This window comes from Exiguobacterium profundum, assembly GCF_042652865.1.
Lineage (GTDB): Bacteria > Bacillota > Bacilli > Exiguobacteriales > Exiguobacteriaceae > Exiguobacterium > Exiguobacterium profundum.
On the sequence record NZ_JBHSHG010000001.1, the window covers coordinates 1,706,478 to 1,731,293 of the forward strand.

At 47.2% G+C, this 24,816-nt stretch carries 26 protein-coding genes and 1 riboswitch; of the genes, 11 read left to right on the forward strand and 15 right to left on the reverse strand.

Annotated features, from left to right (window positions below; genetic code table 11):
• Positions 1 to 3 precede the first annotated feature (3 nt).
• On the reverse strand, positions 4 to 1,035 hold the full coding sequence (locus ACFO4U_RS08680; protein ID WP_168169901.1) for an iron-siderophore ABC transporter substrate-binding protein: 1,032 nt from the start codon (positions 1,033 to 1,035) through the stop codon (positions 4 to 6).
• A gap of 155 nt (positions 1,036 to 1,190) precedes the next feature.
• Complete coding sequence (locus tag ACFO4U_RS08685; RefSeq protein ID WP_214690455.1) at positions 1,191 to 1,784, reverse strand: FMN-binding negative transcriptional regulator; 594 nt, start codon at positions 1,782 to 1,784, stop codon at positions 1,191 to 1,193.
• Positions 1,785 to 1,855: 71 nt separating this feature from the next.
• Between ACFO4U_RS08685 and ACFO4U_RS08690 the strand changes: the two genes are divergently transcribed.
• Positions 1,856 to 2,521 (forward strand): haloacid dehalogenase type II, encoded by a 666-nt coding sequence (locus ACFO4U_RS08690; RefSeq protein ID WP_074035810.1) that lies wholly within the window; start codon positions 1,856 to 1,858, stop codon positions 2,519 to 2,521.
• On the opposite strand, the gene ACFO4U_RS08695 is transcribed toward ACFO4U_RS08690, so the two are convergent.
• Complete coding sequence (locus ACFO4U_RS08695; RefSeq protein WP_074035808.1) at positions 2,518 to 3,030, reverse strand: GNAT family N-acetyltransferase; 513 nt, start codon at positions 3,028 to 3,030, stop codon at positions 2,518 to 2,520. The two genes, ACFO4U_RS08690 and ACFO4U_RS08695, sit on opposite strands and share 4 nt — an antisense overlap.
• A 13-nt stretch (positions 3,031 to 3,043) precedes the next feature.
• Entirely contained in the window at positions 3,044 to 3,496 is a 453-nt protein-coding gene (locus tag ACFO4U_RS08700; protein WP_159562933.1) for a MarR family winged helix-turn-helix transcriptional regulator, read from the reverse strand.
• Positions 3,497 to 3,611: 115 nt separating this feature from the next.
• On the opposite strand from ACFO4U_RS08700, the gene ACFO4U_RS08705 reads away from it, so the two are divergent.
• Together ACFO4U_RS08705 and ACFO4U_RS08710 are read left to right on the forward strand one after the other, a co-directional pair.
• Entirely contained in the window at positions 3,612 to 3,968 is a 357-nt protein-coding gene (locus ACFO4U_RS08705) for a DUF2200 domain-containing protein (protein ID WP_012727286.1), read from the forward strand.
• On the forward strand, positions 3,965 to 4,414 hold the full coding sequence (locus ACFO4U_RS08710) for a DUF1801 domain-containing protein (RefSeq protein WP_159562934.1): 450 nt from the start codon (positions 3,965 to 3,967) through the stop codon (positions 4,412 to 4,414). The genes ACFO4U_RS08705 and ACFO4U_RS08710 overlap by 4 nt, the downstream gene beginning before the upstream one ends.
• Positions 4,415 to 4,432: 18 nt before the next feature.
• Here ACFO4U_RS08710 and ACFO4U_RS08715 read toward each other — a convergent pair whose 3' ends face one another.
• Positions 4,433 to 6,142: a methyl-accepting chemotaxis protein gene (locus ACFO4U_RS08715; RefSeq protein ID WP_215243638.1), complete on the reverse strand. Its 1,710-nt coding sequence runs from the start codon at positions 6,140 to 6,142 to the stop codon at positions 4,433 to 4,435.
• Positions 6,143 to 6,345: 203 nt separating this feature from the next.
• Between ACFO4U_RS08715 and ACFO4U_RS08720 the strand changes: the two genes are divergently transcribed.
• Complete coding sequence (locus ACFO4U_RS08720; protein ID WP_012727289.1) at positions 6,346 to 6,987, forward strand: TVP38/TMEM64 family protein; 642 nt, start codon at positions 6,346 to 6,348, stop codon at positions 6,985 to 6,987.
• A 129-nt stretch (positions 6,988 to 7,116) separates the two neighbouring features.
• Entirely contained in the window at positions 7,117 to 8,649 is a 1,533-nt protein-coding gene (locus ACFO4U_RS08725; protein WP_215243637.1) for a methyl-accepting chemotaxis protein, read from the forward strand.
• A gap of 38 nt (positions 8,650 to 8,687) precedes the next feature.
• On the opposite strand, the gene ACFO4U_RS08730 is transcribed toward ACFO4U_RS08725, so the two are convergent.
• From ACFO4U_RS08730 to ACFO4U_RS08755, 6 genes are read right to left on the reverse strand one after another with little or no spacing between them, the layout of a single operon-like run.
• On the reverse strand, positions 8,688 to 9,545 hold the full coding sequence (locus ACFO4U_RS08730) for an SDR family oxidoreductase (protein ID WP_196431240.1): 858 nt from the start codon (positions 9,543 to 9,545) through the stop codon (positions 8,688 to 8,690).
• A 59-nt stretch (positions 9,546 to 9,604) separates the two neighbouring features.
• On the reverse strand, positions 9,605 to 10,684 hold the full coding sequence (locus ACFO4U_RS08735) for a universal stress protein (RefSeq protein WP_196431241.1): 1,080 nt from the start codon (positions 10,682 to 10,684) through the stop codon (positions 9,605 to 9,607).
• On the reverse strand, positions 10,684 to 11,175 hold the full coding sequence (locus ACFO4U_RS08740) for a potassium-transporting ATPase subunit C (protein ID WP_214690453.1): 492 nt from the start codon (positions 11,173 to 11,175) through the stop codon (positions 10,684 to 10,686). The genes ACFO4U_RS08735 and ACFO4U_RS08740 overlap by 1 nt, the downstream gene beginning before the upstream one ends.
• A gap of 10 nt (positions 11,176 to 11,185) precedes the next feature.
• A complete protein-coding gene (kdpB, locus tag ACFO4U_RS08745) occupies positions 11,186 to 13,207 on the reverse strand; it encodes a potassium-transporting ATPase subunit KdpB (protein WP_159562939.1) in 2,022 nt (673 codons plus the stop codon).
• A 19-nt stretch (positions 13,208 to 13,226) separates the two neighbouring features.
• The gene (gene kdpA / locus ACFO4U_RS08750; protein WP_196431243.1) at positions 13,227 to 14,864 is read right to left on the reverse strand and encodes a potassium-transporting ATPase subunit KdpA; all 1,638 of its coding nucleotides are present in this window, start codon (positions 14,862 to 14,864) and stop codon (positions 13,227 to 13,229) included.
• A 22-nt stretch (positions 14,865 to 14,886) separates the two neighbouring features.
• Complete coding sequence (locus tag ACFO4U_RS08755; protein ID WP_196431244.1) at positions 14,887 to 14,985, reverse strand: potassium-transporting ATPase subunit F; 99 nt, start codon at positions 14,983 to 14,985, stop codon at positions 14,887 to 14,889.
• A 192-nt stretch (positions 14,986 to 15,177) separates the two neighbouring features.
• Positions 15,178 to 15,320: riboswitch (cyclic di-AMP (ydaO/yuaA leader) on the reverse strand.
• A gap of 399 nt (positions 15,321 to 15,719) precedes the next feature.
• On the opposite strand from ACFO4U_RS08755, the gene ACFO4U_RS08760 reads away from it, so the two are divergent.
• The 3 genes from ACFO4U_RS08760 (at position 15,720) to ACFO4U_RS08770 (ending at position 17,613) form a co-directional block, all read left to right on the forward strand.
• Positions 15,720 to 16,340 (forward strand): DedA family protein, encoded by a 621-nt coding sequence (locus ACFO4U_RS08760; protein WP_214690451.1) that lies wholly within the window; start codon positions 15,720 to 15,722, stop codon positions 16,338 to 16,340.
• A gap of 106 nt (positions 16,341 to 16,446) precedes the next feature.
• A complete protein-coding gene (locus ACFO4U_RS08765) occupies positions 16,447 to 17,364 on the forward strand; it encodes a TerC family protein (RefSeq protein ID WP_159562943.1) in 918 nt (305 codons plus the stop codon).
• Positions 17,365 to 17,451: 87 nt separating this feature from the next.
• Positions 17,452 to 17,613: a hypothetical protein gene (locus tag ACFO4U_RS08770; protein ID WP_214690450.1), complete on the forward strand. Its 162-nt coding sequence runs from the start codon at positions 17,452 to 17,454 to the stop codon at positions 17,611 to 17,613.
• 45 nt (positions 17,614 to 17,658) lie between these two features.
• On the opposite strand, the gene ACFO4U_RS08775 is transcribed toward ACFO4U_RS08770, so the two are convergent.
• Together ACFO4U_RS08775 and ACFO4U_RS08780 are read right to left on the reverse strand one after the other, a co-directional pair.
• Complete coding sequence (locus ACFO4U_RS08775; protein WP_215243636.1) at positions 17,659 to 18,375, reverse strand: peptidoglycan DD-metalloendopeptidase family protein; 717 nt, start codon at positions 18,373 to 18,375, stop codon at positions 17,659 to 17,661.
• Between the two features lie 199 nt (positions 18,376 to 18,574).
• A complete protein-coding gene (locus ACFO4U_RS08780; protein WP_074035791.1) occupies positions 18,575 to 19,051 on the reverse strand; it encodes a DUF305 domain-containing protein in 477 nt (158 codons plus the stop codon).
• A 168-nt stretch (positions 19,052 to 19,219) separates the two neighbouring features.
• Between ACFO4U_RS08780 and ACFO4U_RS08785 the strand changes: the two genes are divergently transcribed.
• Genes ACFO4U_RS08785 through ACFO4U_RS08795 form a run of 3 tightly spaced genes read left to right on the forward strand, consistent with a single transcriptional unit; the run spans position 19,220 to position 21,664 of the window.
• On the forward strand, positions 19,220 to 19,558 hold the full coding sequence (locus tag ACFO4U_RS08785) for a UDP-N-acetylmuramoylalanyl-D-glutamate--2, 6-diaminopimelate ligase (protein WP_012727304.1): 339 nt from the start codon (positions 19,220 to 19,222) through the stop codon (positions 19,556 to 19,558).
• A 25-nt stretch (positions 19,559 to 19,583) separates the two neighbouring features.
• Entirely contained in the window at positions 19,584 to 20,258 is a 675-nt protein-coding gene (locus ACFO4U_RS08790) for a response regulator transcription factor (RefSeq protein WP_012727305.1), read from the forward strand.
• Positions 20,255 to 21,664 carry a sensor histidine kinase gene (locus tag ACFO4U_RS08795; RefSeq protein ID WP_215243635.1) on the forward strand — a complete coding sequence of 470 codons (1,410 nt, stop codon included), beginning with the start codon at positions 20,255 to 20,257 and terminating at the stop codon, positions 21,662 to 21,664. Before ACFO4U_RS08790 ends, ACFO4U_RS08795 begins: the two co-directional genes overlap by 4 nt.
• Positions 21,665 to 21,682: 18 nt before the next feature.
• On the opposite strand, the gene ACFO4U_RS08800 is transcribed toward ACFO4U_RS08795, so the two are convergent.
• Both ACFO4U_RS08800 and ACFO4U_RS08805 read right to left on the reverse strand, forming a co-directional pair.
• Positions 21,683 to 22,627: a F510_1955 family glycosylhydrolase gene (locus ACFO4U_RS08800; RefSeq protein ID WP_214690446.1), complete on the reverse strand. Its 945-nt coding sequence runs from the start codon at positions 22,625 to 22,627 to the stop codon at positions 21,683 to 21,685.
• 58 nt (positions 22,628 to 22,685) lie between these two features.
• On the reverse strand, positions 22,686 to 24,698 hold the full coding sequence (locus ACFO4U_RS08805; RefSeq protein WP_215243634.1) for a heavy metal translocating P-type ATPase: 2,013 nt from the start codon (positions 24,696 to 24,698) through the stop codon (positions 22,686 to 22,688).
• Positions 24,699 to 24,816 lie beyond the last annotated feature (118 nt).

The window sequence follows — 24,816 nt, forward strand, 5'->3', positions numbered from 1 at the left end:
GCATCATTTTACTTTCGCAAGGGCATCCGATACGCGTGAAACGTACTCATCAATCGTATATTCAATCGAGAGTGGCGTCGGTGTCCCAGCCGCTGCGAGTGGCGTATTGTCTTCAATCAATACGACCGATCCGCGTTCGATGGCTGGTACTTTACTGTAGAGCGGGTCTGCTTGAAGCGCCTTCAACGTGTCTTCATTTCCGTATGTGACGAAGATGTCGACGTCGTTCAAAATGTCGGCGTTCTCTTTGCTGAGCTCGAGATAGAAGCTATTTGCTTTTTCAGCTTCGTCGACAATGTTTTGTGGGTACTCCATGCCGAGTTCTTCGATGAAGGCACCACGAGGATCACCTGTTGTATAGATATAGAATTTTGAAAGATCTTCTGCGCTCATCGAGACGAAAGCGGCTTTCTTTCCAGCAATCTCAGGAACGGCTGTCGCTTTGTCAGTAATCAACTGCTCCGTGTCTTTGATTAACTGTTCGCCTTCTTCACCAAGTCCCATTGCGAGTGAGTCATAACGAACCATGTCTTGCCATGACGTGACCCAAGGTGTTTCTTGATATGCCACGACCGGTGCGATTTGGCTAAGCGTGTCATAGTCTTCTTGCGTGATGCCTGAGTAGGCGGCCAAGATGACATCTGGATTTGAATCTGCGATTGCTTCAAAGTCTAATCCGTCCGTGTCTTGATAGATGTTCGGGTTCTCTTCGCCAAGCGCTGTCAACTTCTCTGCTGTCCATGGGAGCATCCCGCTATCATCTTGGACACCGTAGTTCGCAGCTGAGAATCCGACCGGTACGACATCGAGTGCAAGTGCGACGTCATGGTTTCCCCACGAAATCGTTGCGACACGCTCTGGTTTTTCTTCGATGACAGTCTCACCGAACGCATGCTCGATTGTGATTGGATATCCTTCTGCTGACTCTTCCGTCCCTTCGTTCGTGGAAGCGTTCTCAGCTTCTTCCGAACCACAGCCGGCTAAGATGAGTGCAAACGCTGAAGCAAAAATAAACATATGTAACCACTTCTTCATTGTCTTGTTCACGTGTTTCTTCTCCTTTTTCAACTTCTCTATTTTCTCGATACTGATAATCATTATCAGTTATGAGTATAGACTTGCTATTCCTTCGTGTCAACTGCTATTCGATATAGAAAAATGAAAAAACCTGTCGTTTTAGGACAGGTTTATCAGGACTTTCGATGTTGTCGCATGACGTCCGCGATCGGTTCATCTTGTTTTTCAAGCTCCGATACGATCCGTTCATGGTCCACGTCGTTTCGGTTTTGGCTTAACTTGAACGTCGCCTGCATATCGGTGATGTCGATCCGAAACCCGACGACGCCGTTCATTTGTCGCTTCACCGGTTCGGATAATGCATCCCAACGCACCGCATGCTCACGTTCGCCTTCATGCTCGTGAAGTAATCCGGCTAGTTCCTCAACCAACTCGTTTTCATTGAGAATCGTCGCACGTCCATACACGTGTATGGCTTGATAGTTCCATGTCGAGACGTCCTCATGGCCATACCATGACGCTGACACGTAAGCACTTGGTCCTTGAAAGATGACAAGAACGGTTTGATCTTCAATTGTTCGCCACTGCGGATTCGCTTTTGCGACATGGGTCGTCAGTTGACCGTTCGCCTCATCGAATCGTAACGGGACGTGCGTCGCAATCGGCTTATCCCCGTCATGCGTCACAATCGTGCCGAACGGATTGGCATGAAGAAATGTATAAATCTCTGCTCGTTCTGTGACGGAATATTGTTTTGGAATATACATGTCGAACCCCCTTTCTCCTATTATATTCTGAACAAGACGGGTATAACGACACAGAAGGAGGGATGTTATTTATGAAACCAACGATTAAAGCCATCGTCTTTGACGTATACGGCACCTTATTCGACGTCCATTCGGTGAAGGATGCCTGTGAACAAGAGTTCCCTGAAAAGGGAGCAGCCATCAGCCAAGTGTGGCGGACGAAACAACTTGAGTATTTCTTTTGGCGGCACATGATGGGACGCTATGAAGATTTCGATACAGTGACCCGGGACGCACTCCGTTACGCATTAGCCGTGCATGACGCACCATTCACAAAGGAAATCGAACAACGTCTGACTGCATCGTATGCGCACCTCACCCCGTATAAGGAGATCGAATCGGTCCTAAAAGAGATGCATGACGTGAAGACCGTCATTCTCTCAAACGGGACGGACGAGATGCTTAAGGCATTGCTTCACAACGCCGGTCTCACCGATTATTTTGATGAGGTTGTCAGCGTCGACGGCATCAAACAACCTAAACCGACGCCTGCCGCCTACATGAATTGGTTCAAAACGTCTGGTCTTCGTCGTGACGAGGTGCTCTTCTTATCGTCGAACGGATGGGACATCGCCGGGGCGAAAAACTTTGGCTTCCATGCGGTCTGGATCAATCGGAATGACTTACCATTTGAAGCATTTGATATAGAACCAGATGCCATCTATCCGAACTTGAACAACTTGTCAGAATGGCTTTAGTCCGTGAACGGCCTCATGAAAATGAGGTCGTTTTGTGCATCCTCTCCCATAAAGAATGTGTGGACACCCGTTTGTCCGAACCCGTTTCGTCGATAAAATTGAATCGCTCTTTCATTGTGTTCCCATACGCCGAGCCACATCTTTCGTTTGTGTAGTTCCTTCGTCAATTCGGTTGCTTGAGTAAATAACGCTTTCCCCACCCCTTGACCTTGAAACGCTTCTAATACGTAGATTCGTTCGATTTCAATCGCATCTTCGCCCATCGGTTCAGATTGAGCATCGCGTACGTTCACTTTCAAATAGCCTGCCAACTCACCTTTTACATGTGCAAAATAAAAATAAGAATCGGGATGTGCCAACTCATGCTGCAACTGCTCAGGCGCATACGCTTTTTCTAAGTAAGCGTTCAAATGTTCTTCTGTGTTGTGACGTGCGAACGTCTCCGTAAATGTCTGGATGCTAATGTGACGTAAGGCTTCTACGTCTGTCACTTTTGAGATTTCAATCATGTTCTCGCTCCTCTCAGTATTCTCGATACTTGCCTTTCTTCACTTCGGTCCAATCTGTTTCAACATTACGTCGTACTTTTTTCAAAAGGCGTAACAACTCCTCACTTTCTTTCTCGTCGAATCCTGATAATGCGACCGATGTAGAATATTCGTGTTCGCGAATGATGAGCGGGTACAATACCTCTCCTTTCTCCGTCACGTATAAACGTCTGATTTTCTGATTATCAAGATCTGGTCGCCTCTCAATCCATCCTTCTTGCTCCAGTTTCTTGATGGCACGTGCGGCGGTCGTCCTGTCTACCTTAATCAACTCTGCTAGCCGTTCTTGAATGATACCTGGGTGTTCAAAAATCCTAACGATGTACAAGTACTTCCCTTTTTCTAAACCGAGTGCCTTGAATTCAATGTTGCTGATTGAATCGAGGGCACGCGCAATCATCCCGATCTCTCGTAAATGGTCATGCATCATGAGACACCTCTGCTTTTTTGTTGCAAATGCAACAAAATACTTTATATAAGCGTATCGTAATTTGTGAGAGAATGGAAGTAAGAATTTTCGCTAAGAAGGAGATGAATGAAAGATGGGTCACCGAATCTATACCACGAGTTTCGCGAGCGTTTATCCACTCTACGTCGCCAAAGCCGAACGCAAAGGACGGACGAAGGAAGAAGTCGACACCATCATCGAATGGTTGACCGGTTACGATGAGACCGGACTCGAACGTCAGATAGCCAATCAAGTCGATTTTGATACGTTTTTCGCTTCAGCACCTCGTCTGAATGAAGACCGCGCCCTCATCAAAGGTGTCGTCTGTGGGGTTCGTGTCGAGAACGTTGAAGAACCACTCATGCGTGAGATCCGTTATTTGGACAAACTCATCGATGAGTTGGCAAAAGGAAAGAAAATGGAGAAGATCTTACGAGGAGGCGAATCATGATGGATGTGACGGCACTCGTCGACGAGGCACGGCTCGATTCATTTATTCATCTGCTCGAGGTCATCGATGATCATTTACCTGGCGGATTTGAAAAAACGACGGACGGACATGGTGTCCATTACGTCGTTCCACTCGATCGATATCCGTCCGGGTATCATGTCACACCGGGGACGCCACTACCGTTTATCAGTGTAATCGCGCAAAAGCGCCATGTCGGACTGTATCACATGGGCATTTACGCCGACCCTGAATTACTCGCTTGGTTCGAACGGGAGTATGCGAGTCGTGTCCCGACGAAACTTGATATGGGGAAAAGCTGTATCCGTTTCAATAACGTGAAGCGAATCCCGTTTGACTTGGTCGGAGAACTCGTCGAGAAGATGACTGTCGAGGAATGGATTCAGCACTACGAAGGACAACGAAATAATAAAAAAGAGTCCGACTAATTTTCGGACTCTTTTCATTTACACAGTAAATCGATTCGTCATCTCTCGCATCTCATCCGCCATATTCGATAATTCTTGAGCGGCTGCCGTAATTTCTTCCATTGATGCCATCTGTTCTTCAGTAGCTGCTGATGTGTTCTCTGTTTCTGTGGCAGTCGATTCAGTAATTCCTTGAATCTCATTCACAGAGTTCAACACTTCTGTCGCTCCCGCCGCCATTTCTTGTACAGCACTGGACACTTCTTCTATTTGTTGCCCGACTTCTTCAATGGCCACTTTAATTTCATCAAACGCAACACCTGTCTGCCGCACGTTCGTCACACTCTGTCCCATATCACCTTCTACGATATGCATCGTCTCTACGGCATGCTTTGTTTCTGTCTGTGTATGATGAATTAGAGAGGAAATTTGTTTGGTCGCATCGGCTGATTCTTCCGCAAGTTTTCGTACTTCTGCAGCAACGACTGCAAACCCACGTCCCTGATCTCCTGCGCGCGCTGCCTCGATTGCTGCATTTAATGCAAGTAAGTTCGTTTGCTCTGCAATTCCTGAAATGGTCCCACTGATTGTACCAATCTCTTGAGAACGAGTATTAAGCTGCTCAATGACTTGTTGCAACGTCTTCACTTTTTCATTCATCGCTTCAAGCTGATGTTCAAGCGTTTCGATTAGCTCATTCCCTGATTGTACTTTGTCCAATGCCCCTTCCGATAATACAGTCATCTGTCGAGCACGATCAGAGACTTGGTGAATGCCATTCGTCAATTCTGAAAGGGTACCATTTGAAGACTTGACCCGTTTCAACTGATGGAGTGAACCCGAAGCGATTTCTTCCATCGTCACAGCTACCATCTCTGTCGCTTTTGTCGTTTCTTCTACGTTATTTTTCAAATCGTCCGATGAAGTCGCCACACGCCCAGCAGTCGAAGTCACTCCACCAATCAACTCTCGTAAACTTTCTTTCATCTGATTGAATGACTGTGCGAGCGCCCCGATTTCATCGCGTGATGTGTATGTGCTATTGACTGTCAAATCCCCTTCACCGGCACGACTCATCAATACGTTCAATTCTTTCACCGGACCAACCACAAGGCGCGTGATGTAGACGCCTAATCCAATTGAAAGCGCAGCTCCCAAAATGACAAGACCCCAAAAGATAAACACAGCACGCTCTCGATCAGACCGCATCGTATCACTGGCCGTTTCCGCATCCACATTCAACTGATCCATAACTTCTTTCGCTGTCTCAACAAGCGCAAGTCGAATTGGTCGTAGTTCTGTTCCATATTGTCGGTAAGCAGATTCATTTTCATTTCGCAATGCAGGTTGCAATACGACGTCTATGCTTTCCAAATATGCGTTCGTCTCCTCATTCAACTTTTCGATTCGACTCATTAATTCAGGATCTTCTGTCGAAATCGAATCATTAAATACTTCGAGATCGGTAACCATACTCTCCCGACGCTCTTCAATATTTTTTTGTAACTCTTCATTTCGAGCACTTTCGGTCGTCAACATTAGTTCTAACAAGTGACTGTCGATTGCACGATTATCGGTTCTCAACTGTCCAATAGCACGAATCGGAATCAATCTCTCTTCGTATATCTTTTCTCCAGCATCAGCCATTCTTCCGATCAACACATGGCTTAACATTGAAATTATGACGAGTGTCACAACAAATAATGAAATCAATACGGTAAACTTCTTTGACATGCTTAAATTTTTCATAACCTTCCCTCCCAATATATTTATCGTGTCGAATTTGTGAATAATGAAGAAATACTTAAAACGTATTGACCTAAGTTTCGATTCGGATAGCTGACTCCTTGCTCCAGCTCGTTACACCTTTTGTAAGCCGGCTCGCATTTATGTTGCATGAAGATGCAGTATACTAACATCAGATACATTCGGTTACGAAAGGAGCGGACAACTTGCCACGACCACTAAAACTCACACTCTTTCTTCTCGTGTTTGGATCTTTGTTCTATATCACCCATTTTCACTATGAGTTGCGTCCGTCTGACATCCGGGACATCGTCTTGTCGTTTGGATTTTGGGGTCCACTCTTCTTTATTTTTCTTTATGCCATCGGTCCGGTCGCATTTTTACCGACATCCGTCCTTTCACTCGGAGCCGGACTCGCGTTCGGCGTATGGCCAGGTGTCCTCTATATCATTATTGGTGCAACTGCCGCTGCGACGACCGGTTATGTGATGGGGCGTTTTTTCGGGCGCTCGGTCATCAACGTCGACCGCTATCCATGGTCAGAGAAACTGTTCACACAAATGGAGCGTCGTGGCTTTTTATATGTATTTGTCCTCCGGCTCATCCCGCTCGTCAGTTTTGACTTACTTAGTTATGCCGGTGGAATCTCACGTGTTCGTTTCCGCGCCTTCGTACCGGCGACCGTACTCGGCATGATCCCAGGTACGTTCGCCTACAGCTTCCTCGGGGCGAGCCTCGCCTCAGGCAGTGTCACCACGATTTTCATTGCCGCGCTCGTCTTCGTCGGCTTGATTGTCGTGACGTACATCTTCCGAGAACCGGTTAAAAAATGGCTTGGATTGAATTGAAATTTTATGAGGGAGAGCTTTATGCTCTTTTTTTGTGCCTTGAACATGTAATTCATATAAACTTCTATACTATTCATCCGATATGTATAGAGCTACAACAAATGAACACGAGAATGTGAGGAAAGAATGATGAGTTTGATCAAAAGAAATCAGTTGATGTTGTTGACGACGTTATTGATTGTGATGACGTCGGTTGTTGTCCATTTGCTACATCGTTTCACGGACTTTGCCTATGCGTATACGGTTCTGCGAAACGGTGCGGACGGTTACGTGTACTCCGGAGTAACATGGGTCTTGTTCGCCCTTCCAATCGTCTTCTTTGGAATGATGATCGTCACAGTTAAGCGAGAATCCGTAGCATTTCCTTATTGGATGATGCTGACACTCACCTTCGCAAGCATCTCGACCGTTGCTGGAGGACAAGGACTTGTTGAATATCACTTCTCCATTTTTGTCGTCTTGGCGATTTTGTCGTTCATGCGTCGCATCGACTTGATTTTGTATAGTGCCGGAATCTTTGCTGTGCAACATCTAGTCGGATACTTTTTAATCCCTGAGATGATTTGTGGAACGAGCGACTATCCGTTCAGTTTACTACTCGTCCATGCCGTGTACTTGATTCTTCTGAGTGTTGTGCTTGTCGCCCAAATCCACTTCCGTAATAACGAGACGCAACATGCCGAGGCACAGGAGCAAGAAACACGACAGTTGTTACAACAAGCGATTCATGATGTCAGCGCCCTCGTTCAATCGTTAAACAGTCACGCCGAAGAGCTTGAATCTGCCGCTAACCAGTCTCTTGAATCTGGTGAGCAAATCGCTGTCACGGTCGACCCGATTGTCGCTCATGCTTCATCCCAACAAGCCTCCATGGTGCAAGGGGCAGATGAAATTCACTCGATTCGGTCTTTGACAGCGCTCATTCAAGAACGAATGGCCCAAACGGCCGCAGCATCCTCGCGCATCGCTAAAGATGCCCTTGCTGGGAACAAAGACATGCGACTAATGGAAACAAAAGTACAAGAAATCATTACCGAATCGGAACAACTCGACCGGATTGTTGCGACGATGTCGAATCGTTCAAATGAAATCCAAGGAATCTTGCAACAAGTCGGTTCGATCAGTGAACAGACGAACATGCTCGCCTTGAATGCATCTATTGAAGCGGCTCGTGCCGGTGAGGCTGGACGAGGATTCGCCGTTGTCGCCTCCGAAGTCGGGAAACTCGCTGTCCAATCGCGTGAATATGCATCCGAGATGACCCGAGTCCTCAGTGGATTGATGGAAGATACGACCGTCGTATCCAAATCAGCGCATCTTTTCAAACAAGCGACCGAAAACTGTCAAACGGTCACGAACGATGTGACGGCTGTCTTTGGCCGTCTTACAGAAGATGTATCAGAAATCGACGAACAAATTGCTTCGATTCAAGAGACACGCCAGCGGGTCACGACACAGATGGAAGCACTCGAAACACGACTTGAATCGACGAAATATGCGGCGAATGAACTTCAACAACAGATTCACCATGTTGCCGCAGCAACGGAAGAGCAAGTCGCTATTCAAAAAGAACTCAGCTCGATGTCGGACCGACTCGCTCTAACCGCGAATTCGCTTGAAGACGTGACGACTCAACTCGAGGATCACGCCACTCGCGCCTAACACAAATGCCCTCGACCAAGTGGTCGAGGGCATTTTACTTATCGGTCGAGCAATTGACGAATTCCTTCTTGAAGAGGTGTGACCGGGCGTCCGAGAACCGGTTCGAAGTCACTCTCATGAATTTCGAGCGTTCCTTGACGAATGCTTCGCTGAATCCCCGCAAGAATCGCAACGACTTCCTCTGGCAATCCAGCCCCGCGCATCGTCTCTTCGTATGCCTCGAGACTCAACTCCTGCATCATCACTTCACGACCTAACACTTCACTGAGCGCGTCTACAAGATCTTGCTGGGTATGAAGTGGTCCTGATAGTTCATAGACCGCATTGTCCTGTTGTTCTTTTAACAGAACATTCGATGCGGCTTCCGCATAATCTTGTTGTAGAGCCCAACCGACTTTACCGTCCCGAGCCGCCGTGATCCATGGCGCCCCGTCAATTACCGCTTGAATGCTTGATAACTCGTTCTCTAAGTACCAGTTGTTCCGTAAGAACGCATGCGGAATACCGGACTCGACAATCGCTTCCTCTGTGACGACATGTGGAGGTGCCATCAAGTTCTCACTGTCTGTCGCATCGGCTAGACTCGTGTAGGCAATGAATGAAACACCTGCCCGTTTCGCCGCCTCAACCGCGTTCGTATGTTGACGAATCCGCGTATCGTTATCGCCATCTGCCGAGATGATCAAAAGACGCTCGACACCTTTGAACGCTTCATCGAGTGTGTCTGGCTGATCAAAATCACCATGTCGCACATCAACGCCACGCTCTTTAAGAGACGCCGCCTTCTCCGGATTCCGTACACTTACAGCGAGCTCACTCGCATCAATCGACTTGAGTAGTTCCTCTACAATTTTCGAGCCGAGTTTCCCCGTTGCTCCTGTGACTAAATATTTCATAAAACCCCTCCTTTGTTCGCATGATTCACTCTTCCCGTTCATACGACCCGTCACACCTGTCACGTTTGATCCGAGACGATATGGATGTCCACCTGCTTCAATTCCCGCATGATGACATTCACAATCGACCCGCGCATGACTTCTTGCCAGCGTGTCCTTGCTGATTGTCCAAGAATCAATTGGGTAATGCGTTTTTCTCGTGCCGTAGTCGTTAAACTCTTCGTTAGTTCTTTCCTCGGTACATTCAAGACAATCACTTCTGCCTGGAATGATGCACCTTGCTCTCGAACTTCTTTTAGAATGGCAGTCTGCTCAGGTGTCAATTTTCTCTCCTCACCATGGAGGACAGACAAGATATAAAGTTTCGCTTTGAGTCGACTCGCCATGCGAAATCCTCGATAGATCAAATGTCTCGCATTGTCATTGAGCTGAATACAGACCATGATCCGCTCTTGGAGGAGCGTCGGATCAGACACCACATTTTTTCGGGTTCGATAGACTTGATCATCGACTTCATCCGCTACTTGTCGAAGCGCAATCTCACGCAGACTCGATAGATTGGTCAGCGTAAAAAATGACGACAGACTTTGTTCAATTTTGTCCGGTCGATAAATCTTCCCTTGTCTCATCCGCTCTTGTAACGTCTGCGGTGTCACATCGACGAGCAGAATTTCATCAGCCTGATTGAGGAACAGATCTGGAATCCGTTCTCTTACCTCTACGCCTGTGATGCCTTTCACGGTCAACAGTAGACTCTCAAAATGCTGAATATTAACGGCCGCATATACATTGATTCCGTTCTCTAACAACACCTGCACGTCCTGGTATCGCTTTGCCCGTACTGAGCCTGGGGCATTCGTATGAGCCAACTCATCAACGAGGACGATATCAGGATGAAACGATAAGATGGTCTCGACGTCTAACTCTTTCAGTTCGTGTCCTTTATAAAATAGCGAAAGAAGAGGGACGATTGGCAAATCGCCAATCATCGCCTCTGTTTCGTTTCGTCCATGTGTCTCAATCAATCCAATCATGACCGAGACCCCTTCTTGCTGACGAGCCCGTGCATCTGCCAACATTTTATACGTTTTGCCTACACCCGGTGCGGCTCCGATATAAAGTCGAAGTTTGCCTCGCATCAGTTCAACTCATCTAGTGCAAGATTCATCATCAAGACATTGACGTACGATTCACCGTCAGCCGTGTCTTGAATGACGCCTTCGACTTCAGCCGTCGCCATCGAACGTGCGTCGCTGATACGATCGACTTGTAACATCGCATGTTCTATCGAGATATGCGGATCAAGTCCAGATCCGGATGTCTCAATCGCTCCCGCAAGTTCGGGATCGTGTTTCGGACGGTCCGGATTACTTTCTGCCATGTTATCGCCGCCCGATTGACCAGTGAGTTGATCGACTGCTGTTGGTCGGCCGTGGAAGTAACCTTCCGAAACGAAAGGTTGTGCGATCCACTTTGATCCAATCTGTTCACCATCGCGTTCGATCAAACTACCTTCAGCTTGACTCGGAAATAGTGCCTGACCTGCTACTGTTAAAGCGAGTGGATAAGCCACACCGCATAAGATCATCGTCAAACTGACGACGATACCTGCTTGTTTTATAGAAGACATTCGGTCCACCTCACATGAATAAGTTTAAGACGATGTCGAGCGCTTTGATTCCCAAAAACGGGACAATCACACCACCGACACCATAAACGAGTAAATTTCGACGTAACAACTTCTCGGGACCGACCGGGTCGTAACGAACCCCTTTCATCGCAACTGGAATGAGAAGTGGGATGATCAAGGCATTGAACAAAAGTGCGGCCAAGATGGCTGACTCAGGTGAGCCGAGACGCATCACGTTCAACCAATCCATCTCTGGGATAAATGCAACGAACATAGCCGGCAAGATGGCGAAGTATTTGGCCACATCGTTCGCAATCGAGAACGTCGTCAAAGCCCCGCGTGTCATCAGTAACTGCTTACCGATTTCGACCACTTCAATGATTTTGGTCGGATCCGAATCTAAATCAATCATATTCGCCGCTTCTTTCGCGGCCTGTGTCCCCGAGTTCATGGCGAGACCGACGTCTGCCTGTGCGAGCGCCGGGGCATCATTCGTACCGTCCCCCGTCATTGCGACAAGATGACCTGCTTTTTGTTCTGCTTTGATGACACGAATCTTATCTTCTGGTTTACATTCCGCTACGAATTCATCGACACCAGCTTCGCGTGCAATCGTCGCGGCCGTCAACGGATTATCTCCCGTGCACATGATGGTCTTGATTCCCATCTGACGCAAGCGATCGAAGCGTTCACGCATACCCGGTTTCACCGTATCTTTCAAGTGAATCACGCCGACAATCCGTGCATCTTCTGAGATGACGAGCGGAGTGCCGCCTTCTTTCGAAATCGCATCGACTTGATCCTGTAAGTCGCTCGGAATCATCCCACCTTGAGCACTCACCCAGTTAATGACGGCGGACGCCGCACCTTTTCGGACACGTCGACCGTCTGCCAAGTCGAGTCCCGACATACGTGTTTCTGCTTTGAATGGAATGATCACCGCATCTTGTTTCGGTGACTCATCTAATTCTCCCCAGCGTTCTTTTGCAAGCGTCAATACAGAGCGCCCCTCTGGTGTCTCGTCTTCCAAAGACGTCAAGACGGCGACTCCAAGCGCTTGCGAAGCTGTGATTCCTTCTACTGGAAGAACTTCAAATGCCATCCGGTTTCCGAACGTGATGGTCCCCGTCTTATCTAAAATGATGGTTCGAATGTCTCCAGCCGCCTCAACGGCTTTCCCGCTCATCGCAATGACATTGAATCGCGTGACCCGGTCCATCCCGGCAATCCCGATGGCGGATAAGAGTCCACCAATCGTTGTCGGAATGAGACAAACGAGAAGTGCAATTAAAATGGGTGGTGACAATTGGAAGCCGAGATAGTTCGTAAACGCAGGGAGTGTCAAAACGACGAGTAAGAAAATCATACTGAGCGAAACAAGAAGCAGGGACAAGGCAATCTCATTCGGTGTTTTTTGACGTTTCGAGCCCTCGACAAGGGTAATCATCTGGTCAAGGAACGATTCACCTGGGTTGCTTGTAATCTCGACCTCAATCCGGTCACTGACGACAAGCGTTCCCCCGATGACGGAAGAGAAGTCTCCGCCAGACTCTTTAATCACTGGCGCCGATTCTCCTGTAATCGCAGATTCATCAATCGAAGCAAGCCCGGCGATAATTTCGCCGTCTCCCGGCAGGTAGTCTCCGGCGCGCACTTCGACGATATCTCCTTTTCGAAGGAGCGACGAAGCGACTTCCTCAATCCCATCTTTCACAATTCGACGTGCCATCACATCATTTTTAGATGCTCGAAGGGTAGCTGCCTGCGCCTTCCCTCGTCCTTCTGCAATCGCTTCGGCAAAATTGGCGAACCATAACGTGACGAGCAAAATGAGCGTCACTGCCAAGTGAAATCCTCGCATCTCGTCCGACAGCATCGTATAAACGAGCGATAATAAGAATCCGCCCCATACGAGGAACATGACCGGTTGTTTCACCATCGTCCGTGGATCTAGTTTTTTGACTCCGTCCCACATGGCAGGAACAATCAAGCTCGTGTCAAAGCGGCGTGTCTGTTTTTCTAGTTCATTCATCTTCTATTCTCTCCTATGTTCAACGTATCATGAGCCATTCGGCGAATGGTCCAAGCAACAACACTGGTAAAAAGGTCAAGGCACCGACAATGACAATCACACCGAACAGAAGTGATGTAAATAGCGGCGTGTCGGTCCGAAGTGCCCCATCGTCCGTGACACGTGGTTTCATTTGAAGACTACCTGCCATCGCCACCATTAATAAAAGCGGAATATATCGACCGAAGAACATCGCAAAGCCTGCCGTGATATTCCAAAACGGAGTCGCATCCAATAAACCTTCGAATCCGGATCCGTTGTTGGCGACAGCGGATGTATACTCATACAAGATTTGTGAAATCCCATGAGGTCCAGCGTTCGTGATGGCCTCTTGTCCTGGCTGTACGACGAGCGCCAAAGCCGTAAATCCTAAAATAAGAAGTGGCGAGACAAGAAGCGTTAACGCGACAAGTTTCATCTCGCGTCCTTCGATTTTCTTGCCAAGCACGGTCGGCGTCTGTCCAATCAAGAGGGCCGCAACAAAAATGGTGATGATCACATACATCATCAAGTTCATGAAACCGGCACCGACCCCACCAAAGACAACGTTCAACATCATGTTTCCCATCAAGATGATGCCGCTAAGAGATGGAAGCGAGTCGTGCATCGCATTGACTGCGCCAGTCTCAGCAGCTGTCGTCACCGCGCCGTAAAGCGCTGTACCAATTGCCCCGAAGCGCATCTCTTGTCCATGTAAAGAGGGGTTCGAGTACAAAGTGGCGTACATGGCCACTGTTCCAATGACGAACAAGAAAAGCATGACACCAAAGTAAAGGAATCCTTGTTTTCGTTTCTTCGCCATCGACCCGTAGATGAACGGCAATGACATCGGTAATAAGAGCATCAAGAAAAGATGGATGTAATTCGTCCACTTGCTTGGGTTTTCAAATGGATGCGCACCATTTACCGCATAGTAGCCCCCACCGTTATTCCCGAGCTGTTTGATGACCTCAAATGATGCGATCGGTCCTCGTTGAATCGTTTGGCTCGCCCCTTCGAGCGTTGTGACGACAGCATTCGGACTAAGGGTTTGTGGGACACCAAACGCAATCAACCACATACCGAAAAATAAGCTGATTGGTAAGAGCACGTACACGATGACGCGTACAAAGTCGAAATAGAACTGACCAATCTGCTTTCCAAGAATCGCTCGAATGAAAGCCAGCGCCATCGTCAATGCCATCGTTGGCGCCACGAACATGAGTGTCGATAAGACGAACATCTGTGATAAGTGAGAGAGCGCCTCACCTGAATAGTGCTGTTGGTCTGTATTGGTCATAAAACTGATGACCGTATGGAATGCTAGATGCCAGTCTAAGTTGACGGCCCCATTCGGATTGAAGGGCAACACTCCTTGAAAGCGAAGCAACACATAACCAATCAATAAAAATAGTAAATTGAGTGTCAAAAAATCTTTTGCATAGCCAAACCATGTTTGCTTTTCACGCTCATTTATTCGAAGGCGACGTGTGATCCTCGTCTCGAGCGCTTTCCCTACATAGTTTGGTCGTTCTTGAATCGGTACAAACCGCCGTCCAATATAGCCACCTAACATGGCACTGGCTGTCATCGTGATTGTGATGAGCAAACTCAACGTGATGATGAATGTAACCCACATCGTTCGTCATTCTCCTCTGTCTTTAAAATTTTTCTGGTTTTAGTAATGCAACGGTTAAGTAAGAGAGATACCCAATTCCAATCGCTAAAAGCACGATATACATGTCGTCACCCCTGTTCATTCCAGTGCATCCGATCAATCGAACGAATCATCACATTCATAGACGCCACTAAACCAATGAGTAAAGCAATTGCGAATAAATCAACCATATAATAACCTCTTTTTTCATTTTTTTACTTTATTTAACATTAAAAAATATACAAAAAACCACAGGAGCAAGAAACGGCTCCAGTGGCATATCACTGCATGAGTCGGATCCCCCTAATAACGCCTACGAGGTTAGCTGTCGGATTCGGGCTTGCCTAGGTTGGCCCTACCTCACTTGAGGATTCACCCCAGTCCAGATTGGACAGTGGGTCCCCCGCTTCCGTCTCCGGAACTCGGCGAAAAGATTTCAACAATACGTATGAAGTTGATGAGATGGATGTTACTCCGATTCAAAATGACTGTAAATAACTTTTCATAAAAAATTTTTTAACTTAAATTGTCAGATTTATCCGAATGATTTTTGTGAAATGAATATGATTATTTATAAGTTTTTTTATTCCTAGTTTCTTCATACTTAATTTGCAGTTCAGAAAATCACGCATCGAAGTCACTCCGTATATTTGTGGTCACTTCTGCGATATATGTAAGAATAATCACTTTCAAGTGAGTTTGACCTTGAAATTACTCTTTCGTGACATCAAAAAAAATCGTTTGAAAACACTTTACATCTTAGGATGGATGTCCAAATCGTCGTCATTCGACTTATTGTTGATGGAGAATATGAATTAGGTAGGAGACGATCACGGTATGGAGCAATGGATTCAACAAATCATTGAACAGTTTGGTTATTTCGGAGTCATGTTTCTTATTTTTGTTGAGAATGTGTTCCCCCCAATCCCATCCGAATTAATCTTAATTTTTGGCGGTTTTTTCACAACTACAACCACACTCAATCCTATTTGGATGATTGTTGTGGCAACAGTCGGAGCACTCCTCGGTGCCGTTGTCCTTTATGGGATTGGACTTTTACTGGACCGAGAACGTCTCGAGTCATTCATCACCCGTTACGGCAAAAGAATTTATCTGAAAATAGAAGATGTTCGAATGGCTGATCGCTGGTTTGATCGATTCGGTCCAAAATTAGTATTCTTCGGTCGGTTCGTTCCCGTCGTACGCAGTTTGATTTCGATTCCAGCCGGTATGTCGAATATGCCGTTCCTTCAATTTATCGTGTTGACGACATGCGGGACGCTCATTTGGAATACGGTACTCATTTTTATTGGTGTTGTAGTCGGCGAGAATTGGCAAGTTTGGTTAGGGTATATCGAAATGTATTCACATGTGATGTATATGTTTTTAGGATTCACAATAATCGCTGTTGTCGGTTGGACGGCTCGCATAGTGTTAAGAAGACGCTCTACACATTGACCACTCCTTTTCGAGTGGTTTTTGATTTTTACGCTTGACTTTGAGTTCTTATGAACTTAAATTAAATATATAGAAGTTCATATGACCTTAAAAGGAGGAATTGTTGTTGACCCTACTCATCGGGTTCTTACTCATCGTCATCTTCATGCTCGCACTTGACCTCGGGGTGTTCCACCGTAAAGCGCACGAAGTCTCGCTCCGCGAAGCATGGACATGGACGTTTGTCTGGATTGGGATTGCCATCGCATTCGGAGGATGGTTGTTCTTCACGCAAGGAAGTACAGCCGCAACGGAATATGCGAGCGTCTACTTTATCGAAAAGGCACTCGCGATTGATAATGTCTTCGTCTTCTCACTTGTTTTTGCCTATTTCGCCATCCCACTCAAGTATCAACATAAGGTACTATTCTGGGGGATTCTCGGAGCGATTTTCTTCCGCGCTGTCTTCATCGTCGCTGGCGTATCCCTTTTAGAAAACTTCGGTTGGGTCTACTACGTGTTCGGAGCGTTTCTCGTTTATACAGGATGGATGATGTATAAGAATATCGGGAAAGACGAGTCACTTGAAGAAAACAAGACGATTCGTTGGCTCGAGCGACGCCTCCCCATCACACAGGACATCTCATCCGGGAAGTTCACGAAGCGCATCAATGGGAAGTTGTTCTTCACGCCACTCTTCATCGCGCTCATCTTCATCGAATTGTCGGATATCGTCTTCGCAGTCGATTCGGTCGCCGCGAGTTTCGCGTATTCACGTGACCCGTATATCATCTTCTATGCGAACATCATGGCGATTCTCGGACTTCGTAGTCTCTACTTCGTCCTCGCCAACTTGATCGACCGCTTCTACTATTTGAAACACGGTCTCAGCTTCATGCTCGTCTTCATAGGGGCGAAGATGATTTTCGGTGATGTGTACAAGATGCCGATTTGGATGTCTCTTGGAACCATCGTTCTCGTCATCTTGATTAGCGTCCTCTATAGTTTCTACAAAACGAAACCTGGTTCTTCCAAACACGTATAATGAATCAATCAGTCCATTTCGTCGGTGTTCTTTCTTTGAAAATCGGTTAATCATTGAGGTGCACAACTACAGAAAAGGGGATTCAATATGTTTGATCGGATTGGCCTCATGAGTATCGGTCTCGTCTTCGGGATCATCCTCATGTTACTCTTCAACAACCTGTTCGGATTGGTGTTCGGTGTCGTCGTTGGTGTCAGCCTCATTGCCGCCAACCAAATCGAGCGAAACAAACAAACGACATGGCATTAACCAAAAAGCACGCGCTCCCATTGTTTGAGAGCGCGTGCTTTTATGTCAAAACATTGTATACGGATTGATACTGTTAGCAGGAGATGAACTGCTATACACATAGCTGTTCCGATGCACTTCGAAGTGGAGATGATTCCCGAACGAGTTACCGGTATTCCCGACCGTTCCAATCGTTGCTCCTTTTGCTAACGTTTGTCCTGTAACGACATTGAGGCGATCAAGGTGTGCGTATACAGTAATATATGTTTGTCCATTCAACTGATGGCTCATCATGATGTGGTTACCGTAAGCCCCATAGTTCCGAGAAACGATGACTTTTCCATAAGCGGCTGACACGACCGGTGTTCCTCTTGGAGCAGCCAAGTCGATACCGTTATGGAACGTATAACCGTACTGCCCGCTCGCCGGACCATACTTTTGTGTCAACGTCCCTTTTGTCGGGATGATCATTTTCGCAGTCGATGTGGTTGAAAGCGTGGAGACACTGTACTTCTTCACATATGTACTGGATACGTAGCGGGATGTCCCGTTGAAATTGATTTTTGTCCATCCCCCGCTCACGCCGAGATATTTGAAGGATTGTCCCAATTTCGCACTGCCGACGATTGCATACGTCGTGCCCGGGCCCGAACGGACGTTTAAACTGTTAGTCATGACTTTGACATAATACGTGGTAGCAGCTTCAGCCGGGGTACCTGTCGGAGTGAAGATTCCGACTGTGAGAAGAACGGCACAGAAGAGAGAGAGCATCTTTCGTTTCATGATGTGGTAAATCCTTTCAATTATGTATTTAAATTTTTATTTTTTATATTATCTAACTGAAAAAATTTTACCACCAAAACGAACCGACAAATATGTCATTTATATTTCAAATAAAGGAAAACAAATTATAACTTACTTTCTTTATTTTTCCTTTTCAACATACAAAAAATGCACAGCCGTTTTCGACTGTGCATGTCTGTTACTCACGATTTTCCTCGGCGTTCTCCTCTTCATCCTCTAAATCTTCAATCAATCGCTTCATCTCTTCAATTTCACGGCGCTGTGCCTTGATGATTTCTTCAGACAATTCTTTCACGCGTGGGTCTTCAATTTCAGCGCGTTCACTTGTCAAAATGGCAATCGAGTGGTGAGGGATCATCGCTTTCATCCAACTGACATCATCGACGGTCGTCTGGCTACGTACGAGCCAAAGCGAGGCACTGAAGACGAGAGCACTGACCCCTAGGATGATAAAGTTAACTGTTTTGTTCTTATACATCCCCCACATGAAGAGAAGCATGACGAACGCCATGACCGATCCCATGATGAGTGCCATGTACAACCTCGTCTGACTAAAGAAGATATGATTGAACTGAAACACGTTCAAATACATGAGCCAATACATAATGAATGTCGAGACCGCAATCATGATTCCAAATTTACCGTACTGTTTCATCTTATTCATCCTTTCTTATTGTGCGTATAAAAACTCTTTTTCCTACTTGTTCTATACTCAAACCCGCCTATTTCTCCGTCTAATCGTACTCTTAACGCTTTTCACTTCTTTTTCACAAACATCGGGTACACTAGTGAAATTGAGTTCATGCAAGGAAGGAGAACGATGATGCAAGAGCGGACATTGCGTGACGTACTGGCAACACTTGATTCTGTTTTATCTTGGTCCTATCTCGATCACCCGGAAGAAATGACAATTCGCGGAATCGGAACGACACCAGAAAAAATAAATAAAATGTTTTTATATATATGCAAGCGCCCAATCAATGAACGTGGCGTCGATTTAGTGAGGGCCGCCATCCGAAATGGTGCAGTAGCCATCGTCACGGATCGACCGATTGACGCGAGAGTACCCGTCATTTACTGTCGAGACGTCGAACGCGCACGTGAACAACTACAGACTCTTTTCGCCATGGAAGGAAATCACGCAAAGCACACGGAACGATAATAATAAGAGGAAGGAGGAATGCAAGATGAAGATTCTCATCGTAGACGATGAAGAAAAAATGAGACATTTGATTCGTTTGTTTCTTGAAAGTGACGGCTACTTTTGCATCGAGGCGAGCGATGCCCGTTCCGCACTCGACAAAATCGAAGAGCGACCGGATCTCGTCCTTTTAGATATTATGATGCCAGAAGTAGATGGGATCTCACTTTGTCGTCAGTTAAAGACGATGGATCCGGCATTACCTGTCGTCTTGTTGACGGCACGTTCAGACAATGAGACGACCATCCAAGGATTAGATGCTGGAGCGGATGATTACGTCACCAAACCGTTCGATGGGAACGTGCTCCTCGCTCGTATTCGTGCCGTCTTGCGCCGGACCCGTGTCGTCAACATCCAATACGGACCACTACGTTACGATGAGGAGAGCGGACGCGTTTTGTATGAAGAACAAGAGATTGTCCTCACACCAAAAGCGACGGCCATCTTAAAATTGTTCCTTCAGCACCCGAATCGCCTCTTCAACCGACTAGATTTGTTTGACCTTGTCTGGCCCTATTCTGCAGAATCCGACCCACGCACCGTTGATGCGCATATTCGTATGATTCGAGAAAAGTTAGGCGATGCAGGATTCCCGATTGATGATTATTTAAAGACGGTATGGGGACGTGGCTATCGATGGACCGAGGAGCGTTCCGGATGAAGCGAGGTCGTAACAGTCTACCGTTTCGCATCAGCCTCGTCTTTCTTCTATCCACCCTATTGATTGAAGGTGTGTTGTTTCTTCTCCTCTATCACACGCTTCTCGGTGAACGTGTTGTAGAAGAAATCAATCGCCTTGAATCTCGGGCCGAGAGCCATGCGAGCGTATTAGCAATGAATTTTTCCGAAGAGACGATTGATCATGTAGCGACTATGGAAAGTGAGACCGATACGAAAGTCGCCATCACTGATCCCACGCATCATCTTCTTCAGACTTCACGCTTCTTTCCCCAAGTCCTTGCCGATACAGTCGATTCGAAAAAACAAACTGGCTCCTTCGACGACACGACTGTCCTAGAGAACGACTGGGAAAACGAACCGTATTTGATCGTTCGTACGCCAATCACAGATGATACCGACAGACGGTATGGATACGTCTATATGTTTTTACCGACTGAAATCATTCATGGAATTAGCCATCGGCTCCAGTGGCGATTCCTATATATCACAGCGATCGCGCTCGTGACGACCGTCTTGACGTTCATCCTCTTGAGTCGATTGATTTCAAAACCGATCCAATCATTAAAACAAGCAACGGAGAATGTATTGACAAACCCAGACGATTTACAGTTACCGACCAATCGTGTCGACGAAATCGGTGAATTAGCGCGTGCCATCGAATCGATGTCAGTGGAACTATCCAGACTACGGCGGGAACGTCGTCAGTTCTTATCCGACCTATCGCATGAAATCAAGACCCCTCTCACGTACTTGAGGGGTTACGCCGAAATCGCTTCGAAAGAAAGTACGCCCGAATCGTTACGCAAGCAATCGATTCAGACAATCTTAGATGAAAGCCGGTCGCTCACAGAACTCGTCGAAAATGCGTTTCAACTGGCACAGCTCGATGAGAACACGTTCTTATTGCATCGAGAAGAAGTGACCGTCACAACGTTTTGTGCGGACTTACGTCGAATGCTCGATACAATGTTCCGGATGACGACGATTCGCTTCGATGCTTCGTCGAACGCGGGACAACAAGACATCGCTCTTACATTGGATCGGCACCGGATGCTCCAAGTCTTCCGCTCAATCGCCCATAATGCGATTGAGCATAGTGAGGCCTCACATGTCTCCCTGCGTTCAAATGTCACGGACACTCACCTGATCCTGACCATTACAGACAATGGGAAAGGCATTCCCGAAGAAGATTTACCGCACATTTTTGACCGCCTGTATCGTGTGGAAAAATCACGGTCCCGACAGACTGGCGGGAGCGGCCTCGGACTCGCCATCGCTGACCAAATCGTCAACCGTCACGGTGGAGAATTGACAGTCACGTCTGATGTATCGGGCACTTCTTTCACCGTCACGATTCCACTCGACAAAAAGACGCCTATCCTATAATGGAAAGGCGTCTTTTAATCAATTGAGCTCACCTTTGTCGAGGCGCATCTCCCATTCCCCGTCTGTAAACTCATATACGCTGTTATCCGATGTGACAAGCAACATGCGCTCCTCGTTGACTGCCAATTCGATTGGCACAACGTCCGCTTGAAGCTCTGGAAGATTGAACGTCTCTGTCGACTCATCGTCTAAGTTGAAACGAACCCCTTCGAAAGAACCATCTGTCTGTCGTACGTATGCCAGCTGCCCCTCATCCGCTCCGACCGTGACAACTTGTTCTGCTTCAACAAGTGGCTCGAACGAATCTCCAGAGTCATTCGAAACGAGGATGCCGGACGGCCCGTACAAGAAGACGCGCTCCGCATCCGTCGCATCGGCGACGATTCCTGCCACTTGCGCTTCCTCTATCCCTTGTACCTGCATCGGTTCAAATGATTTCCCACCATCGATGGAACGATAAAATCCCGGCTCTAGCTCCGAGGTCGCTTCCTCCAAATAAACGTAGAGTGTACCTGTGGCATAACCGGCACTCATATAGTGGAAATCTGCCTCGCCTTCAAGCGACCGACTCTCGAGTACCGCCCCATGATTTTTTCCATGCATGACCCCAAGTGGATTTTTGAAATCTGTCCGACGATCGGGGTGACCGCTCGCATAAAATCCATCCTCGACGACTTCAAATCCCATGTAGTCATGGCGATTTGTCGGCAGCGTATACCAACCATCTTCTCGATATTCCATCAATCCGGCATGCGTCGCGATGACAAGACGTTCGTCGTCTTGCCAAAATCCAGCTCCGTGGATGTGGGAGACCGTTTCATCGGATCCCACACGTTGCCACTCGTCTTTTGTAGTTGTCGTCACATTCTCGGATTGACTCGTGTCCGACGGTGCGTCTTCTGTTCCACACGCCGACAGGAGCAGTGGAGTCAGGAATAGTGATAGCATTAACGTTCGTTTCATCTCGATCCCTCCATCATTAGCATCCCATCTAGCATACTGACTAAAGGTGAAAGAAATGTTAAATCTTCAAAAGTCGAGCATTGATTGCGACAATAACTGTGCTTATACTCATCAAGACGGCACCGATGGCTGGGGACAAGATGATTCCAATCGGAGCCAGCACGCCTGCAGCAAGCGGGATGGCGACGATGTTATACCCGGCTGCCCACCACAAGTTTTGAATCATCTTACGATACGTGTTCTGTGAAAGCTCCAAAATCGATAGGACATCTTTCGGATTACTGCGGACGAGGACAATATCTGCCGTTTCGACGGCAACGTCTGTCCCGCTCCCGATTGCGATGCCGACATCCGCTTGTGCTAAGGCAGGTGCATCATTGATTCCATCTCCGACCATCGCTACTTTGCTGCCATCTTTTTGGACGTCTTTCACTTGGTTTGCCTTGTCGTCCGGTAATACTTCGGCATACACGTCATCGATACCGAGCTGACCCGCGACCCAATGCGCGACCTTCTCGTTGTCACCCGTCAACATGATCGAGCGAATGCCTTTTTCATGAAGTGCCTCGACGGTCTCCTTCGCTTCTTCCCTCACCAGATCGGCCATCGCAATCATCCCGACCCATTCTCCGTCTTTCAAAACAAAGACGACGGTCTTTCCTTCTTCCGAGAGTCGTGCAAACGTCTCCTCATCAATTTGAATGTGTTGATCGCGGATATGTCGCGGACTGACGACTTGAACACGCGCACCGTCAACCGTTCCTTCCAATCCGACACCTGTCATCGAACCGAAGTCGTCGACAGCCGCCAGTTTCAATTCCCGTCTCTCGGCTTCTCTTAAAATCCCTTGCGCGAGAGGATGTTGCGACTCACGCTCAACTGCTCCTGCGAGTTGCAACACGTCTTCTTCCTTATAAGACGAGCTCGCCTGTATGTCTGTGACTCCGAAATTCCCTTCCGTCAGCGTACCGGTCTTATCGAAAATGACGGCATCGAGTCGACGCGCCTCTTCAAATTGAGTCCGATTGCGGATGAGAAGACCTTGTTTCGCCGATAATGCTGTCGAAACAGCGACAACAAGAGGTGTCGCCAGTCCAAGTGCATGGGGACATGAGATGACCATGACCGTTACCATCCGTTCAACCGCCGTCCCGACCGAATATCCGAGCATGAACCAAACCGTGAACGTGATGACTCCAGCGGCAATTGCGATATAGAACAAATATTTTGCCGCCCGATTCGCCAAATTTTGAGCCCGTGACTTCGATTTTTGTGCCTCACTCACCAATTCAATCACTTTTGACAAGTACGTTCTTTCTCCCGTACCAATCGTTTCAATCGTCAAGCTCCCTTCTTGGTTGATCGAACCCGCAATGACATCTTCACCTTCTGTTTTTTCGACCGGTACCGATTCGCCGGTCAACATCGACTCGTCGATGGTCGTTCGTCCTTTGATGATTTTCCCGTCCACGGGTACCTGCTCCCCCGGTTTGACGAGGATTCGGTCTCCTTCCTTCAGTTCAGAGATGGGAACGTCTTCCGTTTCTTCCCCATTGATGCGATGCGCCTCGTTCGGGAGCAGTTGTACGAGTTGTTCTAACGCATTTGATGCCCCCATGACCGAACGCATCTCAATCCAGTGACCGAGTAGCATGATCACAATCAGTGAAGCGAGTTCCCAAAAGAAGTCATGCCCACTTCCGTATCCAAAGACGACAGCTGCGCTATAAAAGTAAGCGACGCTAATCGCCAAGCCAATGAGCATCATCATGCCCGGGCTACGCTCTCGTAGCTCTTCCACACTTCCTTTTAAGAACGGCCATCCGCCGTATACATATACAATCGTCGCCAATACAAATAAGATTGTCTTTTCAAGCGGAAAATCGAGTTCAAACCGCAGCCATTCTTGAATCATGTCCGATAACAATAAAATCGGAATCATCAGTCCGAGCGATATGAAGAAACGTCGTTTGAAATCATCAATCATATGCTCGTGTCCGTGTCCGCCATGATGAGACTCGTGACTTCCCTTATGATATTCATGATGTTGATCGTGTGCATGTTCCATCATTCATCCTCTCCTTTACACGAATTGTATACCCCCATATGGTATATAATTAAACAGATTTGGACTTTCATGTTTCTTTCACAATTAGGTGGTACAACAAAGTGAGGACTGAACAATGAAG

Excerpts from the sequence above, each read along its gene's own strand:
- ACFO4U_RS08680 (WP_168169901.1), bottom strand. The coding sequence starts at position 1,035 with ATGAAGAAGTGGTTACATATGTTTATTTTTGCTTCAGCGTTTGCACTC.
- ACFO4U_RS08685 (WP_214690455.1), bottom strand. The coding sequence starts at position 1,784 with ATGTATATTCCAAAACAATATTCCGTCACAGAACGAGCAGAGATTTAT.
- ACFO4U_RS08690 (WP_074035810.1), top strand. The coding sequence starts at position 1,856 with ATGAAACCAACGATTAAAGCCATCGTCTTTGACGTATACGGCACCTTA.
- ACFO4U_RS08695 (WP_074035808.1), bottom strand. The coding sequence starts at position 3,030 with ATGATTGAAATCTCAAAAGTGACAGACGTAGAAGCCTTACGTCACATT.
- ACFO4U_RS08700 (WP_159562933.1), bottom strand. The coding sequence starts at position 3,496 with ATGCATGACCATTTACGAGAGATCGGGATGATTGCGCGTGCCCTCGAT.
- ACFO4U_RS08705 (WP_012727286.1), top strand. The coding sequence starts at position 3,612 with ATGGGTCACCGAATCTATACCACGAGTTTCGCGAGCGTTTATCCACTC.
- ACFO4U_RS08710 (WP_159562934.1), top strand. The coding sequence starts at position 3,965 with ATGATGGATGTGACGGCACTCGTCGACGAGGCACGGCTCGATTCATTT.
- ACFO4U_RS08715 (WP_215243638.1), bottom strand. The coding sequence starts at position 6,142 with ATGAAAAATTTAAGCATGTCAAAGAAGTTTACCGTATTGATTTCATTA.
- ACFO4U_RS08725 (WP_215243637.1), top strand. The coding sequence starts at position 7,117 with ATGAGTTTGATCAAAAGAAATCAGTTGATGTTGTTGACGACGTTATTG.
- ACFO4U_RS08730 (WP_196431240.1), bottom strand. The coding sequence starts at position 9,545 with ATGAAATATTTAGTCACAGGAGCAACGGGGAAACTCGGCTCGAAAATT.
- ACFO4U_RS08735 (WP_196431241.1), bottom strand. The coding sequence starts at position 10,684 with ATGCGAGGCAAACTTCGACTTTATATCGGAGCCGCACCGGGTGTAGGC.
- ACFO4U_RS08740 (WP_214690453.1), bottom strand. The coding sequence starts at position 11,175 with ATGTCTTCTATAAAACAAGCAGGTATCGTCGTCAGTTTGACGATGATC.
- kdpB (WP_159562939.1), bottom strand. The coding sequence starts at position 13,207 with ATGAATGAACTAGAAAAACAGACACGCCGCTTTGACACGAGCTTGATT.
- kdpA (WP_196431243.1), bottom strand. The coding sequence starts at position 14,864 with ATGTGGGTTACATTCATCATCACGTTGAGTTTGCTCATCACAATCACG.
- ACFO4U_RS08755 (WP_196431244.1), bottom strand. The coding sequence starts at position 14,985 with ATGAACAGGGGTGACGACATGTATATCGTGCTTTTAGCGATTGGAATT.
- ACFO4U_RS08760 (WP_214690451.1), top strand. The coding sequence starts at position 15,720 with ATGGAGCAATGGATTCAACAAATCATTGAACAGTTTGGTTATTTCGGA.
- ACFO4U_RS08770 (WP_214690450.1), top strand. The coding sequence starts at position 17,452 with ATGTTTGATCGGATTGGCCTCATGAGTATCGGTCTCGTCTTCGGGATC.
- ACFO4U_RS08775 (WP_215243636.1), bottom strand. The coding sequence starts at position 18,375 with ATGAAACGAAAGATGCTCTCTCTCTTCTGTGCCGTTCTTCTCACAGTC.
- ACFO4U_RS08780 (WP_074035791.1), bottom strand. The coding sequence starts at position 19,051 with ATGAAACAGTACGGTAAATTTGGAATCATGATTGCGGTCTCGACATTC.
- ACFO4U_RS08785 (WP_012727304.1), top strand. The coding sequence starts at position 19,220 with ATGCAAGAGCGGACATTGCGTGACGTACTGGCAACACTTGATTCTGTT.
- ACFO4U_RS08790 (WP_012727305.1), top strand. The coding sequence starts at position 19,584 with ATGAAGATTCTCATCGTAGACGATGAAGAAAAAATGAGACATTTGATT.
- ACFO4U_RS08795 (WP_215243635.1), top strand. The coding sequence starts at position 20,255 with ATGAAGCGAGGTCGTAACAGTCTACCGTTTCGCATCAGCCTCGTCTTT.
- ACFO4U_RS08800 (WP_214690446.1), bottom strand. The coding sequence starts at position 22,627 with ATGAAACGAACGTTAATGCTATCACTATTCCTGACTCCACTGCTCCTG.
- ACFO4U_RS08805 (WP_215243634.1), bottom strand. The coding sequence starts at position 24,698 with ATGATGGAACATGCACACGATCAACATCATGAATATCATAAGGGAAGT.